8 protein-coding genes are annotated in these 15061 nt (G+C 56.3%); 1 reads left to right on the plus strand and 7 read right to left on the minus strand.

Features of this window, described 5'->3' with window-relative positions; translation table 11 throughout:
• Nucleotides 1-231: 231 nt before the first annotated feature.
• From Q3F21_RS07730 to Q3F21_RS07760, 7 genes are read right to left on the minus strand one after another with little or no spacing between them, the layout of a single operon-like run.
• Entirely contained in the window at nt 232-2976 is a 2745-nt protein-coding gene (locus Q3F21_RS07730) for a hypothetical protein (RefSeq protein ID WP_340251015.1), read from the minus strand.
• Between the two features lie 2 nt (nt 2977-2978).
• Nucleotides 2979-4241, minus strand: a complete 1263-nt coding sequence (locus Q3F21_RS07735) for a TRAFAC clade GTPase domain-containing protein (RefSeq protein ID WP_340251017.1) — start codon at nt 4239-4241, stop codon at nt 2979-2981.
• Nucleotides 4242-4253: 12 nt separating this feature from the next.
• The gene (locus Q3F21_RS07740) at nt 4254-4889 is read right to left on the minus strand and encodes a beta-mannanase (RefSeq protein WP_340251019.1); all 636 of its coding nucleotides are present in this window, start codon (nt 4887-4889) and stop codon (nt 4254-4256) included.
• A gap of 22 nt (nt 4890-4911) precedes the next feature.
• Complete coding sequence (locus Q3F21_RS07745) at nt 4912-6195, minus strand: vWA domain-containing protein (protein WP_340251021.1); 1284 nt, start codon at nt 6193-6195, stop codon at nt 4912-4914.
• Nucleotides 6192-8549 carry a hypothetical protein gene (locus Q3F21_RS07750; RefSeq protein ID WP_340251023.1) on the minus strand — a complete coding sequence of 786 codons (2358 nt, stop codon included), beginning with the start codon at nt 8547-8549 and terminating at the stop codon, nt 6192-6194. The genes Q3F21_RS07745 and Q3F21_RS07750 overlap by 4 nt, the downstream gene beginning before the upstream one ends.
• Nucleotides 8550-8568: 19 nt before the next feature.
• Nucleotides 8569-11958 (minus strand): tubulin-like doman-containing protein, encoded by a 3390-nt coding sequence (locus Q3F21_RS07755; protein ID WP_340251025.1) that lies wholly within the window; start codon nt 11956-11958, stop codon nt 8569-8571.
• A 12-nt stretch (nt 11959-11970) separates the two neighbouring features.
• Nucleotides 11971-13755, minus strand: coding sequence for a VWA domain-containing protein (locus tag Q3F21_RS07760; protein ID WP_340251027.1), 1785 nt, complete (start codon nt 13753-13755; stop codon nt 11971-11973).
• Between the two features lie 354 nt (nt 13756-14109).
• Between Q3F21_RS07760 and Q3F21_RS07765 the strand changes: the two genes are divergently transcribed.
• Nucleotides 14110-15051 (plus strand): hypothetical protein, encoded by a 942-nt coding sequence (locus Q3F21_RS07765; protein ID WP_340251030.1) that lies wholly within the window; start codon nt 14110-14112, stop codon nt 15049-15051.
• Nucleotides 15052-15061 lie beyond the last annotated feature (10 nt).

A 15061-nucleotide genomic window follows, 5' to 3' on the forward strand; every position in this document is an offset into this window, starting at 1 on the left:
ACGAAGCCGTGACCTTTCCCGTCACGGCTTTTGGCTTGCTGTTCTGTTGCTTTTTTGGTGATGACGTGACTCCGGACGCTGCTTTCCGTACGAGCTCGGCATCCGGATTGTTGCCGCGTCGGTTTGTTTACGGTTTGCCGTGCCGTCGGTTCGTTTACGGATTGCAGCGGAAATTACCGTTGCTCGGAGATTGCTGCTTCGTTTACCGCGCCCCGAAGATTGTTGCTGAGTTTACCGCTGCCCGGAGCCTGCGGGCGGTGTCGACGGCGCGGACTGCCCGTCACCTGTTTTGGGTGTCGAGCCTTTATCCGGACCGTTTCCCCCGGTTCCGAAGCTTCCCGTATTTACATCACCCTTGGTATTACCGGCCCCTCCGGTTTTGCCAGTATTCTCGGTACTGCTCTTATTCCCAGTGTTTCCGGTGTTTCCGGTACTTCCAGCATTTCCGGTACTCCCACTATTTCCGCCATCCCCAGTACCCCCCGCATTCCCGGCATCCCCTGCGGGAGTATCATTTCCTGCAGGCAGCATCGGCCCGTAGATACGGACAGGAGGATTGCCTGCCTCACCGCCGCCCGGTACAGAAACGTCCGTCCCCGGGTTGCCGGTCTCGCCTCCAGGTACAGGGTCCCCCGTTTCTCCAGTGGCGGGCGTCGGTTGTTTTGATGTGTAGAGCATAACACCGCCAATAGAGCCTCCGGCTACAAGCAGTGCCGTACCGATGACCATGATGCCTGTGTGCCGGCGGAAGAGGCGCACCAACCCATTCGAGGTCTCGTTTCGCACCTCGTCCAGCACCCTCCGAAACTCGGCGTTTCGAACAGCGTACCACTTCTTCCGCCAAGCCTTGTCGCGCAGCCTATGTCCCTTGTCCTCGAGGAAATACCGCTTTAGCGCCGAGCGGTACGAGGGCGCGAGGGCTTTCCCCTGGAAAAAGCCGCGTTCCGCAAGCGTCCACTGGATAAACGGATACACGCTTTCTTCCCCGCCCTTTTCATGGACAAAGGAAAGCATCCTGTCATACGGGGTGTCGCAGATCGACCGGGAGTCCTCCTGATGAAACGCGAGCCATACCTTCGGAAAGCTCCGGCGGTCCAGCTTTTCTCCTAAGAGCCTTCTCAGCAGACGCTGCTGCTTGTCGATCTCGCCCGGATCGAAGGAGCGAAAAAACTCCTCGGGTGGAGGAACTACTTCTGCCTGCTCCAATGCAGCCAGATTCATCAGCAAATCGTACGTTTCCCTGCTCTCCAGATCGAGCTCTCTGGCAAACGTTTGCGGCTTATCCTCCAGCAGCAGGGCGATCCCCTCGAAATCCTCGCGGGACAATGTCTCCAGGTTGACGTATTTCAACAGGCAGCGGTCGATCTCGTCCAGTGTTTCCCGGGCGTAGTCGCTGCTCTCCCGCGACTTCCGGAAAAATCGATGGATCTGGGACGCCGCATCGGTTTTTTGCCCGCTGCCGCGAAACTGGGCAAGCAGCTTGTTGCGCGTCGCATCCTTGAAGTACGGGTTTCGCAATGCCTCCGGGGCATGTTCGGCCCAAAAGCCGATTTCCTTCAGCACGTCCTCGATGCGGAGCGCTGCCTCCAGCCGCTTGGCCAGATACTCCTCAAACAGCGGCTTCACGAATTGCTCATGACGCAAAGCCGTGCTCATGACGAGGGAAAACATCTCCGGTTCGGCGGCCAGATGCTTGTACACCTCGTCCACGTACTTCCCGCTTTGCAATATTCTGCCTTTCAGCAGCACGTCCATAAGGTACAAAACCATCTCTTTTTGCTTGCTGCGCGGCTCGATGACGCGGCTGGACTGGATGATCAGCCGGACGAGCTCGCTTGCAGGCAGTACGCGGGCCGCGACTGCCGCTTTTTCCTCATGAAACAGGCCGGCGAGCAGCTCGTGCAGCCGCTTTTTGTTTTTCAGTTGGCGATTCTCCAAGTAATTCAGGAGAACCTGCCATACAGCCGCCCGGTTCTTTTCGTATACGGCCATTCTGCCCTTTTCGATCAGAAACAGCGGGCACAGCTCGTAATACGTAGCCAGCCGCAAGCCAGCTCCGCTCTCGTCGCCGGCCAGCACCTCTTCCGCGAACTGGTAAAAATCCGCCAGCACATGCGGCTCATTCAGATACGTCCAGACAAAATCGAGATATTCGTGTTCGCCCTCCTGCAAATCGGCATTCCAGATGCGCTTGCTTGGCAGATCGAACAGAAATTCCTTGTCGATGTGGCCGCCTCCGTGGCGGATGCTGCCTTTTGGGACAAACATGACATTGATGTGCTTTTTGCTCTGTGCCTCGCCGCTGTAGGTCATAAAGCCGATGTGCCTGCGCATCTCGTAAGGCAGGCAGCCGTAGAGGATTTCCATCAGCTCCCTCGCGGATGCGGCCGCCTCTCCAACCTCGCCGTCCAGGCTGACAAACACCTTTTTCTTCGCCGAGAGCGACGCCATGACGGCGTACAGCAATTGCTTGAACGTCTGTTCATCTACGCCGAGCCTGGCCAACGCCCGTTTCTTGTCTCCCGGATCGCCCTCCCGGTACGGGATGTCCTCAAGCGACGGCAATCCCTTCCCTGCGGTCTCTTCGTGCTTGCGGTCAAAGCCTGCGATTCCGAAAATTTTGCGGGGGCGCAGGCAAAAGTCGTCCCGGCGAAGGGCCGGGATCACGTAGTTGTGGGAAAAAAACGTATTGCGCTGCCCGGTGAAGTCGGCTCCGGCATACACGCTTTGACCGATCACCAGCTCTCCCGTCTCCGCCCGGAAGCAGACCAGCGCATCCGGGTACTCCCGCGGGTCCGCTTCTCTCTCCTGCAGCTCCCGCGGGGCGTCGTATACGCAGAACGGGTGGAGCGTCTTCTTGATAAACGAATTGTCCAGTCCCGGGGATTTGGCGACGGTATCATACCCCTCGTTGGAGCGGAAAATACCCTGGCGCCCGCGCGTGTAGTATTGCTGCTCGATCAAATGCCGCGTCACAATCACTCTCTCCCCTCGATGTAGTCCAGCTGGTGCAGGAGCCAGATAAACGGCTCATCTACCCGGACAGGCGTGACGACTCCGCTCACCTTTTGATTGACCGGATTGCTTCCCAGTGCGGATACGGCAAAAAAGGCGGTGTTGGTAAAGTAGACCTCCAGCGCGTCCTTGAACGGCCGATCCACTTTTTCGATAAACCGGCGAATTTCCCCGTTGATGTTCTCAAACTCGGTCAGGTTCAGATACTGTTCATGCACGTAGTTGCGGAACACATTGCTGTTGGACTTGATGTACTCCCCGTCCTCTTCCTTCAGGAGGTGCAGCATGTCGCTTTTGGTCAGCACCACGGCCGTCGGGATGTGCGTCTTGCTTTCCTGCTCATACCCGATGAAGTTTTCAAACATGGTGATGACAACCTCTCGCGGCTCGTCGTACTTGGCGGTAAACTCTCCGGGCTCATCTCCCGCATTCAGCTGGATCTTGTCGCGAATCTTCCTGATCTGCAGCGGGTCCACGAGGAACAGGATGCCGGAGGAATTTTTCACGTGAGCCGCGTAAATTTCCAGATACTCCCGATCGACCATGCCCTCGCCTGCTACGTCGAAAAAGACGAGAATCAACGGCGCGCGCTCATTGTCCTTGAAGATGAACTGGAAAATAAACGGCTCCTGCCGCTTCTCTTTTTGCGTGGAGTCAAGCAGCTGCCCGCGTTCAAACAAGGGGGCCTCGTAGTTTTCCCGGAACTTCCGGCTGATTTGGGCATTCAGCGGCATGCACGCGGCGTTGAAGTGATTGGCCGTCGTGTTTTGCAAGGTATGGATCAGCGACGTCATGTAGACGGATTTGCCCACCTGGGAGGCACCCACGATGGAGATGATGTTGCTCGGCGCTTTGCCGGCCGTGATCGGCAGCTCGTTGTGGCATTTAGGACACAGTCTCCGCTTGGTGACGACACCGTACTTGTCCGTCAGGCCGACCAGCACATTGTCGATCACGATCCGGTTTTCGTCGGGAATCGTCTCGGGGTGGATCACGGCCTCGATCTCCTCGATGTCGTCAAGACCGAACTTGTTTCTGTACTGGTTGAGGATCACGTCCTCCTGCAGGGCGTAGTCCTCGTCGTCCTCGCGGTGATGAGCCGCGCGAAAGACCACCTCTTCCGGCGAATACTTGGAAAAGCAGTACGGGCAGACGATATCGTAAAACGGAAGCCTTTCCTTCTGGGGCGGCTTTTTGTCAAACATGTTTTTGAGAAACGTAAGCATCTCCGTTCCCTCCTATTCGGGAATCAGTTCGTAGAGTTCCCCGTATTTTTTTCCGTCGGTAAAAAACAGCCGGATGTAGTCGTTTTTTCCGATCTCGATCTCCGGCATCAGGTTCTCCCCGGGCTCCAGGTCGGAAATGAACGCGTACTCGGTCCCGTCTTCCTTGTTTACCGGGTAAGAGCCTTCCTTTTTGACGTAGCAAAGCACGTCCTTGGAGATCGGCAGCTCGGAAAAAATCCGGATCTGAATCGATTGATACGGGCGGAACCAGCTTTTTCGGCGCTTCACGGAATAGTAGATTTTCGCCTTTCCCGTGCTGACGTGGCCGATATGATCCTCCCCGGCGGGAATGAGCATGACCGGCTTGCCTTCTCTCAGCTCGCAGGGGAAAATCCGGTAGATGTAGCGTCCGATTCCTTCGACCGGCTCCCGGTAGCCCCTGTTCGCCTTGTATTCCTCGCGGGTGTACAGCTTTACATCCCGAGGCGTGAGCAAGGAGGGCTCGAACGGTTCATCCAGCCGGGATTTATGCACGTAGACACAGGGAACCGACTCCGGCCAGTGCCAGTTAATGACGCATTCGCTACCCTGCACCTGGCAAGAGACGGACTTGATCAGCCGGTTACCCGTTTCTTCCATTTGTATCATCAGGCATCATGCTCCCACTCTACTAGTCAAACCGCTTCAAGCCAGTCGTTTTGCCATCAAGGCTGCTATTTGGCGAATATCTTCGTCTCGAAAAGCTGCCCGAGTCCGAAAGCTGGCCGCTTACGGGGGCTGGAATGCTCACAGTGAACAGCGTCAATACGAGCGCCAGCAAAATATCCGCGATCAGCCGCAGCACAGGTCCGGGAAGATCGGTGGAGGCAAAGCCCATTTCCAGTACCAGACCGGCCAGCAGTCCGGCGACCGCCCCGCCGATGGAAAAGCTTTTGGCGACGTGCTTGTTATCAAATATAAGTCCAAGTGCGAGCCCCAGCAGCGCGCCAATCGCAGTCAACATAAGAACACGCTCTACCGCGTACAGGAGACGGTCGCTGTCTCCTCCAGTCCGCTCTCCCATCAGGTTGCGGTCCTGCCTGTTCAGTTCGTAAATCTGTCCGAAAGCCGAAGTCAGCTGCTCGGCGTTTTGCACATCGGTATACGTACCGCCTGTCTCTGCCGCAATCTGTTTCAAAAGACCGGTCCCGTCGGCGCTTACCGCGCTCATCCCCACGGTGTGGATCGGAACGTGCTGATCGCGGAACGGCGGCAGCGTTTTGTCCATATCAACCTGGCTGTACCCGTCGGACATCAGTACAACGGTGCTGTTGCCCGCCCCGGAAGCCGGGTCCCTGATCAAATTCAGCGCCGTCTCCAGAGCCGCGTCAATATTGGTGCCGCCGCTCGGTCCATCGTGATTTTCAAGCTTCTCGATCACGCCTTCCCTGGCCTTGCTGCCCCCGAGCGAAACCATCGGCTGCAGGACGCTGGCCTCGTCGTTAAAGCCGATGATGGCCACCTGCATATCGTTATCCATCCGGTTCACGACATCAGCAGCCGCCTTGAACAGCTGGCCGTCAGGATCGGTCTCCCGCATGCTTCCCGAGGTGTCCAGCAGCATGACGATGCTGTCCGCGCCGCTGGAGCGCTGGATGTTGGAGCCGTACAGCAGCTGGAACAGCAGACCGGCTACGCCAAGCATGACAAACGTGGCGGGCACGAGCATTTTCCAGGAAAAACCGGCATAGCGCTGTCTCCAGCCTACTCCGTTCACTCTAGGTGAAATCATTTCAGCAATCAGGCAAAACAGTCCGACGAAGAAGGCGAACTGTCCAATATACAGGCCCATCAGCAGCCATTGCGGCAGCTCGCCGGACAGCTGGTGCAAAATGATTTCCCCCACACCAAACCCGATGAGACCGCCAATTATGCTGAGCAAGACCATAAGCATGCTGATTCTCTTTTGACTCATATGGATACCCCCTTTTCCCGGCGGTGAAAAACAAAGCCGTTCGCCACATAGGAGTCGTAATATTTCTTGTTGTTGCGGTAGAACATCAGGTCACCCAGTCCGAAGCCGCCCATCAGGTTCAGCTTTTCGATGCCGCTTTTGCCTGCTTCGTGTATACACCCCTGCTTGCAGGTCCGCAGTCCCTGGCCCCTCTGCATCACGTATTGGATAAAGTCGCTGTCGATGTCCGCGAAAAAGTACTTTTCTTCGTAGCGGTGCTTTTGCGAAAAGTGGAAAACCTCGACATGCACCGCTGCCCTCTCCTCCAGCGCCCGGTAGAGATCCTGGAACAGCTCCTCCTTGGTCAGAACGTCCCTGTTCTCGTAGTCAACCGTCACATTGGCCCGGGCCAACAGCTCGTCTTCAAACGCCAGCGCAAACGGCGGACTATTCAAGATCTCCTGGCGGCACAGCGCGGAGAGCCGGTCGATCAGAGCCGTCGCTCCCGTCGCAGCGCCGTTCAAGATACTCGCCTTTTGTCCGAGATAGCGATCTTCCCAGTAAAACGCCGCCCCTCTCTTCGCTTCGAGAGAGCGGATCGCCTCCCGGACAAGTGTGCGGTAATACTGGTCGATGTTTTTCCCGAGGTAGTCGGTTGCTTCCTTGACGCTTTTTTGCGCTAGCTCGTGAAGCTGCTTTTGCAGGCTCTCAAGCTGTGCCCACTCCTCTGCGAGCCAGCGGTGCAGATCTTCTGCCTGCTGCTCGCAGTCCCGCAGCAGCTGAAGCTCCATTTCCAGTCCGAGCATTTCGTACCGTTTTCCGTAGACGAGCGGCAGCAGATGGCGGATGAAGTTTCGGACCCGGTCTTTCTCCCTGGTGAAAAACCCGCCTTTTCTAAAATCCTGCTGCTCGACACGCTGCCGGTAAAGCTCCTCCCATTCGGCTCTCGTTTCTTCCAGCAGGCGGGACGTCTCCCTGATTCTTGTCAAAAGCTCGCCGCGAATGGTAGGGAGCGTCTCGTTTCCCGAAGTGAGCAGACAGGCCGCATACGGGCCGTAACGCGTATCTTCCGAGACGGTTTCCCTAAGCAGTCTGGCGAATTTCTCCTTGATTTGCTGGCTCTCCAGCTGCTTGCGAGCACGCTGTTCAAAATGCGTCTCGAAAAACGCCTGGCTGCTGCCCTGAAACAGGGCTTGCTCCGCTTCCCTGAGCGTCATGCTCCTGAGCTCGGCGTAGCTGACCCCGGATGCCATCAGACCTGTCATCTCGTCAAGCTTGCCGCCGTCCGGCAAAATCGACTGAACGCTGCGAAGGATGTGGCGGGGAGCAAGCTCCAGCCGTTCCATCAGCTCGCCCAGATCGGGCAGGTCCGCCGTCTTCGTTCGTTGAAGCAGGTCGTCGTACACATGCGACAGCACGGTCAAGGCAATCGCATCCTTTGGCTGCTTTACCTTGGAAAACCCGGCCGTGGCAAATGCCGTCTGCGAGTTGTCCACGGTGATGCTGCGGGTAAACTGGTGCTTGTTGTAGCTTTCGTTGCCCTCGCCGAGCTCCGGTTCCGCCGGTTTGTTGTTCAACAGCACAAGACGGCTGATGATTTCGTAGTTGTCCTTTTGGCCGTTCTCGGCAAACAGGCCCCGCTCGTTTTTGTCGCTGAGCAGATAAATCAGCGAAAACAGCGGACTTCCGGCGTGAGCAACCTCCAGCGCAACGTGATCCTCTGTCACCTGCAGCGCCTCTTTGAACCGGTAATCGCTCCGCTGATAGGTCGTCAGCTCCTCCAGAAAGCTGACCCCGAGCGATGCGGAAAATCCGAAATCCTCGCCGCTGCTCTTCTCCTGGATCAGGGCGTAGAGATCGATGGAAACGTATTTGAACACCTCTGCCAAATAGCTCTTCATCAGCAGGGTAAGCTCCGGCGCCAGCACGTTGGCCGGGTCGTCGGCCCGCGTCACGACCGCTATGTTGACGTGCTGCACCGAAGCGCAGTGCCCTCCAGCCTCGGCCAGATGGATGCTGACTTTCTTCATCACCTTGTTGATTTCGACGCGCAGTGGCTCCTGCTCGTAAAACTGGCTGTACATATCGCTTCGCAAGGTTTGCCTGCCCGCGAGCGACTCGGGCAATCGGCATCCGTATACTCGGGGTTCGGACAGCGTCTTGCCTGTGCTTGCGTGCAGATACAGCGCCCCCGCGTGGTTTTTCCACTGCCGTTCATTCAAGGAATAAACAGCCTGGAGCGCTTCCAGGCTGTTATCCCCGATGAAGAGGAACAGCACGGGATTTTGTATGCTTCGCTGTCCGTTTCCGCTATCCAGTTGTGTGTCCAGACCCGAGGCGTAATGCGTCGCGAGCTGTTCGATCGAATCCCTCATGCTTCCTCCTCATGTTCGGCTATTGCAGCGTTTTGCGCATGTCGTTTACTTTTGCCCACACTTTTTTGTAAAAATCGTAAAGCTCTTCTCCGTTGACGTACTCATCCCGGTCGTATTCCAGATCGTTTTTTACCTCCTGGAATGTGGCGGCAATCTCGTCGAGCTTGCCGATCAGGGCTTGCGTATCCTCGGAGAGCGTCATCGCATCGCTTCTTTTGCTCGCCTTCCGCTGCAGGCTGATCAGGCGCTTGGGCTCCAGACTGCGGAGCTGCTCGTAGATGGCGTACTCCACGTGCTTGTTCACCTTCATCAAATTGACGAACGGCTCCCACGCTTCTTCTTCCTCGTCCTTGTCGTAGACGTACAAGGCTCCTTTTTTGCAGATCGTACTGGTGTACATCGCTTCGATGAACAGGTTGAGCAGCTCTTCTTCGCCCTGCATCGCGCCTACGATGCTCTCCAGCTCGCCGATTTTCCCCTCGATCTCTTCGTATTTGCGCACTTCCTCCTGCATCAGGCGGATCAATTCCGGGTAGCGGATGAGGTTTTCCTTCGCCATTTCTTCATTGGTGCTGCCGAAGATGTCCTTGGTGAAATCTTTCTCTAATCCTTCTTTCATAAAGCCCTTCAGCTCGGCCAGACAGCGCTTGATCTCGCCCGGACTCGCCTTCTTGGCTTCTCCGTCCATCCCGCAGCCGGCGAGGAAGGCTTTCAGCTCAAACGGCTTCGTGATGACGCACTCGTAGCGGCTGCTGGTCTGGCTGCCCGTTCCCTTTTCGCGGATGCAGCCATACCGCAGCGCGCGATCGAACAGCTGTCTGACTCGCGCGTTGTACTCTCGCACGCGGCCGTTGATGTAGACATCTCCCCAGGACTTTTCCGGGATCGGAGAAGGGAGGTAGGTCCAGTTGTTTTTCTCCGTCTGCACGAGGTGGCGGCCGATGCCCTCTTTTTCCAGGATGGTGCGCTCGTAGCTTTCCTCGTACACCTTCAGCGGCGTGTAGACAAACAGCGGAATCCCGTTTTTCGTGTTGAGCCAGAAAATCCGGTTTTTGACCTCGCTCTCCTTTACCGTAAAGCGGGAGCCGCTGATCGAGGTGTTCTGGTAGTTCTTGATCCCCTTCAGAATGCCCGGGGCCTTCACCGGCACCGACACGAAGCCCCAGGACGGGAAGTGCAGGTTGCCCAGGTTGTTGCTCAGATGGAAAACCGGGATCGCCTCTTCATCCAGCTTGCCGGCGATCTTGCGCTCGACGATGCGGTCCAGCGTCTCGTCCTGGCCGTACTTGATCACGAGGAACTCTTCCATCGACTTCGTGATCAGGTCGCCGAACTTCTCCGACAAAAACTCGCTGATCGCGCTGACGATGTCCAGCTCCTGCTCCTTCACCCACTGGTCGGAGCGCTTCAGCAGCTCGCTGGTGAAGTCGCGGATCAAATCTTCCGCTTCTTTCTCTTCCATGATGTTGTTGATCACCTTGGCGATGTCGGGGACGCCCACGATGTTCCAGTAGTACGTTTTGTTTCCGGTGCGGTCGACCTCTTCGCTGCCGTTGATCAGGATGTCGCCGTTCTTTTCGAAAATCTGGTTCAGTGTATTCAGGATTTCCGTGAACACGTTGTAAATCCGGTTGTTCTCGTCATTGAGCAGGCGGTACAGCTCTTCGTAGAACTCGATCATCTGCTCGAGCTTTTCCTGGTCGGCGAGAAGCTGGTATTCGTTGATCTTCGCCTCGATGTAGGCGTTCTTTTTCTTTTCCTTGGAGATAAAGGCGCTGCGGGCGTCGCCCAGCTTTTCGTTGGCGTTTTCGCGGGCGCCCTCGATCTCGCGGGGGTAGCTCTCCAGGTTCGCCTTCAACGTCTCGATGTAGGACTGGATCATTTTCAAAAGGCAGTAGCCTTTGTCCGAATGGATCAGCCGGGATGCGTAAAACGGCCCTTGCTGAGGGTGCAGGAAGACGCGGGTGATCATTTCGCCAAAGGTGGCGGTCAGCTCTCCCGGAAGCTGCTTCTTGCTCTTGATGTACTCCTCCCGCGCTTTGGCCAAATAGCCCTGCTCCAGTTCGTGGTCGATGCTGACGACCTGCTGGCTGATCACGTTGCTGTAGTTCAGCCGTTCGCTGTTTTCATAGCCGGGCAGCGGATCGGGCACGCGCTCCTCGAACTTGCGGGAAATGGAGTCGACATCGATGCCCAGCTTGCGGGCAAACTTCTCGGCGTCCTCCTGGGTCGGAGCGACCGCAAACATGTTCTCCATTTTTTTGAACAGGCGGTACGCCAGATAGGTCGTCATCTCTTCGATCGGCAGCACGGCCGAGGATGCGCCGATGACGTTGTACTGGTAGTTGGCCGCGTACGCCTTTGGCATCTGGTTGATGTTGGTGCGAATGTTGCTGATGTAGTCGTGAATGGCGAATTCCTCGCCGGAACGCTTTTCCTCGCTGGCCATGAAGTTGGTGATGTTCTCCGCCGTCACGTTCATGCAGTAGTCGTAGGCGTTTTCCAGCGCCTTGCCTTCCAGGTTGGTGGCGGAAATCAGATGGCACAGGTTAAACGGCGGCATCGGCGACTGGACGGTCAGCACATTGCCGTACTGCTGGCGGAAGCGCTCCATCCGCTCGTCCGCGTTCATCCAGTAATCCAGCTCTTTTAAGGCGGCGTAGCCGTTTTTCATAATGTAGTCGCGGGTGTGCGAGCTGAGGCTCTTGTTCGACAGGTTGACATCCGGCGTGAACAAATAGCCGAGGGTGTTGACCTTGTCGACGCCCGCGCTGCCGAAGTCGCGCTCCATAATTCCGCGAACGATATAGGCGATGTCGAGGAAGCAGCCGCTGCCTGTTCCGCCGGAGATACCGGTCAAAAGGAAGACCATCAGCTTTTTGTTCGTGCCTTCAGACAGCATTTTGATCTTTTTCTCGATCGTCTGCACGACCTGCGTGATCTTGGTAAAGAGAAGCAGGCGGCCTGCCTGGCGGACGCCGGACGCGCCGCTGATCCCGTCGGTGATCGTCAGCTCGGGCGAGAGCCAGTCCGTGATGTACGGCTCCAGAATGCTCCTGTTTTGCAGGACGCCGCCGATCTCCGGATTGGACAGCAGGACGAACTCCGTGACCGGATCGAGGCCGATGCCCTTGTACTTCTTGTTTCGGTCGTGCTCGTTCGTCTCAAACGCGATGAACTCGATATTGTCCGGCTTTTCCTTCCGCTTCTTGGAGAGCGGGTCTACCGGCAGCTTGAAGCGGCGGTTCACCTGGTATTTCAGACGGAGCAGCGCGTCGATCCCTGTCCCGCCGATCCCGATCACGAGCATCGGGTTATCGATGGTGTCGACACGGATCTTGTCGCTGACAATACCGCCGCCGAGCGATACGTCCAGCTGTTGAATATGTTCTCTCACTACTGCTTTCATCTTCGATCACTCCTACACGATGTAATCTACATAAACGGACTTGTTCACGCTTGTCAGTGATATTTTGATGCGGTCGTTCTTTTTCAGTTCCTTGCCCTTGCTGGCATCGAGGACGCGTCCTGCCTTCTCGATGCGGCAGCCGGAGCGGTTCTCGATCTGCAGCGTATCGTTTTTGCCCGGCAGGAAAACCACCCTCTCGGTCTCCTGGAACTCCGGCGCGAGCTGCAAAAGCTGGTGAAGCTTTACCTTTCCTTTAAATGCGCTCAGCTTCTTGTACTGCGGGCTTGATTTCTCGCCCGTATCCTCATCGACAATCTCGATGGCGACTTGGCCCGTAAAGCCTTTGTTCGCTTTTTTCCATGCGGTCAGCAGGTAAATCGCCCCTGCGGCCACCAGTATTAGTCCGACAGCCCCCACAATCACCGCCGTCCACGGAAATGGGCTTGCCTCCTCTGTAGGAGAAGACGCAGGCGGCTGCGGATTTGTTGCTTTCCCCGCACCCTGCGACGCATCTACCGTGACTGGCTTCGTCTCCCGGTAAAAGCTGGTCTCCTCTGCCCTCACCTTGATCTCGTACTGGCTCGCGGCCGGGATGGCGAAGCTGCCTTCAAACCCGCTGCCGGTGTTCGTCAGATCGACCTCGCTGGTCTGCTTGCTGCTCAAATCCTGGACGATCAGCTTGGCCTTCATTTTTTTGTAAAGGTCGGAGCTGACCGGCTGGCCGTTCGTCGACAGCGCCGCCTTGATCGGAATCACATCGCCCGCCTTGTACGTCTTGGACGGGAGCGGCTCCATCTCCAGCCCCACGTCGTAGTTGAAGATCAGGTTGACGTTGATCTTGTCCCGGGCGGCGCCCTTTACGCGCAGCTTCCACTCCCCTTGGGCGGGCTGCACGAGCTTGAGCAGCGAATACGTGCGGGAGCGGGAGAGCAGGATGTCATTGGACGGAATCGCCAGCTCTTTTCCTGCGGGGTCGAAGAGCTTCAACTCGACCGCTTTCCCGGACGTGATCGAGACGTTTGCTTCCAGCACGCTTCCATTCGGAATGGAGATGGGCACCTCCTGGAACTGTCCGTTGGAGGTGAAGTTTTGTATCGGAACGACCTTTACCTTCGAGTGGTTGGCAAAAATTTCGCTTAAAATCTGCGGCAGATTGTCAGCTGTGCTCGTTTCAAAAAACGCGCCGCCCGTCTCCGCGGAAATTTGCTGCAGCGGCGTCCGGTTCAGCTTGCCGTCCGCATTCAGTCCAATCGTATAGATCGGATATCCTTTGTCCTTTGCCGTCTTGACCGCCGCGTCCAGCTCCTGGTCGGATTTCTGCTGGGTGCGGCTGCTGGCTGCATTCAGATAGTTGTTGCCGTCGGCGAGCAGCACGATGATCGGGGAGTGGGCCGGATCGTGCCCGTCCTCCAAGATTTTCACCGCTTCGCCCACTCCGACCGCGATATCGGTGTACGCCCCTTTTTGCAGGCTGTCGATAAATGATTTGATGTCCTTTTTGTCCTGCCCGGAATTGACGTTGACCAGCGCTTTTTCCCGCTCGATCTTGTCCGTGTAGGCGACGACCCCGATCTTGTTGCCCTGCGCCGAAGTCATGTCCACGAACATTTTCATCGCTTCCAGGCTGACGCCGTTTTTGTCGCTTTCCGACATGGAGTTGCTCACGTCCACAACCAGCACAGCGTCCATTTTGTCTGTACCTGCCTGGGCAAATCCTGCGGTGCCTCCCGAGGTTACCAGACCCAGCAGAAGCCCCAGACACAGGATGTATCGAAAGAGTGCTGTCATACGTATCATCTGTTAGAACCTCCGCTTATGTAGATTTTTGTCGAATGCATAGACCGAACGGATTTAGAAGTATTGCAAATGAAGCAATATTATGACAAGATTACCACTATATTCTACACTAACTTGGATGAAAAAGAATCCTTCGGCCTATATAACGTTATACGGGCTACTTCATTTTTTGTTACATAACTCGACAAACCAAGTTGGGAGAATGATCGATGCTTACCTATTATATCCTTGCAGTCGTCCTGCTGGTTTTGGTGGCGCGATACGTCGTGCTCCTTTTACACAAGCGAAAAAACCTGTCTGAAGCGGAAGTCGACCAACATCTACTTACCTTGTTGAATGACGAGAGGGAGTCCTATGAAAAAAAAGCTGGGCGTCCAGTTCAGGAAAAGCCGGAAAACCACACACGCCTTTGAGCGCTTGAAGTACTGCAAGCACTGCGAATCGTACACGGTGCTGGAGCATGAGGAGTGCGATGTCTGCGGCAGGGCAAACAGCTTTCTTTCCCTGCGGCAGCTCTCCCACACCCTGACCCGCCGCCATTTTCAAAAGCAGCTGTTGATACTGGGCCTCCTGATCTGTCTGGCCATCCTGAGCGCAGACACGCTGTGGCAGCTCTTGGCGGCCGCCTTTGGGGGAGTCGTATCCTTGCTGTTGTATGCGCTCATGCAAAAAAAATATTCCATTTATGAAAAAACAAACCATTTCGTGCGCTTCGTCGCCAAAGAACAGGGCAAGATCAAGAGCGGTCTGACCCGGAATCTGGTTGAAGTGAATGAAGACGTCGAAGCGGAGCGCTTCAAGGACGCCTACGAAAAGATCAGGGAGGTCGGCTGTCTGCTCCACTCCGATCCGGTCAAGGTGTGCAAAATCATGCTTCTCAATCGCTTTGTCCTGCGCAAGGACATGGAGCTTGAGCTGGAGACGCTGGTTCCATCCACGTATGACAAGGATTTCGTCGAGTATCTCGGCGAGGTGCTCAAGGTGCAGCCGTGGCTGTTGAAGAAGGCGATCATCGACTACGTGATCCGCTACAAGGGGAACATCTTCCTGGAGGAAAACGGCACGCGGGTGATCGGGCAGGTGGCCGGGGCCGCGCTGCGAATGAAATCTTACGTCGTGCAATACCAGGACTTCATTTCAGAGTCGCTGGAATACATGCCTCGGGAGCGCCTGCTGCGTCTGGCCAAGCTGCTCCAGGCGAATCCGGACGAGAATTGGGGCAGTCTGCGCGAAGCCGCCTCCAGCCTGATCGAAACGCGCTACTCGTTCGACCCCGACTTTAAAGGTGTTCTGTGAAGGAGTTTGG

Source organism: Brevibacillus borstelensis (assembly GCF_037834415.1).
GTDB classification, from domain to species: domain Bacteria; phylum Bacillota; class Bacilli; order Brevibacillales; family Brevibacillaceae; genus Brevibacillus; species Brevibacillus borstelensis_A.

Bases quoted from the DNA above. Each gene is read 5' to 3' on its own strand.
- Q3F21_RS07735 (WP_340251017.1), bottom strand. From the start codon at position 4,241: ATGCTTACGTTTCTCAAAAACATGTTTGACAAAAAGCCGCCCCAGAAG.
- Q3F21_RS07740 (WP_340251019.1), bottom strand. From the start codon at position 4,889: ATGATACAAATGGAAGAAACGGGTAACCGGCTGATCAAGTCCGTCTCT.
- Q3F21_RS07745 (WP_340251021.1), bottom strand. From the start codon at position 6,195: ATGAGTCAAAAGAGAATCAGCATGCTTATGGTCTTGCTCAGCATAATT.
- Q3F21_RS07750 (WP_340251023.1), bottom strand. From the start codon at position 8,549: ATGAGGGATTCGATCGAACAGCTCGCGACGCATTACGCCTCGGGTCTG.
- Q3F21_RS07755 (WP_340251025.1), bottom strand. From the start codon at position 11,958: ATGAAAGCAGTAGTGAGAGAACATATTCAACAGCTGGACGTATCGCTC.
- Q3F21_RS07760 (WP_340251027.1), bottom strand. From the start codon at position 13,755: ATGATACGTATGACAGCACTCTTTCGATACATCCTGTGTCTGGGGCTT.
- Q3F21_RS07765 (WP_340251030.1), top strand. From the start codon at position 14,110: ATGAAAAAAAAGCTGGGCGTCCAGTTCAGGAAAAGCCGGAAAACCACA.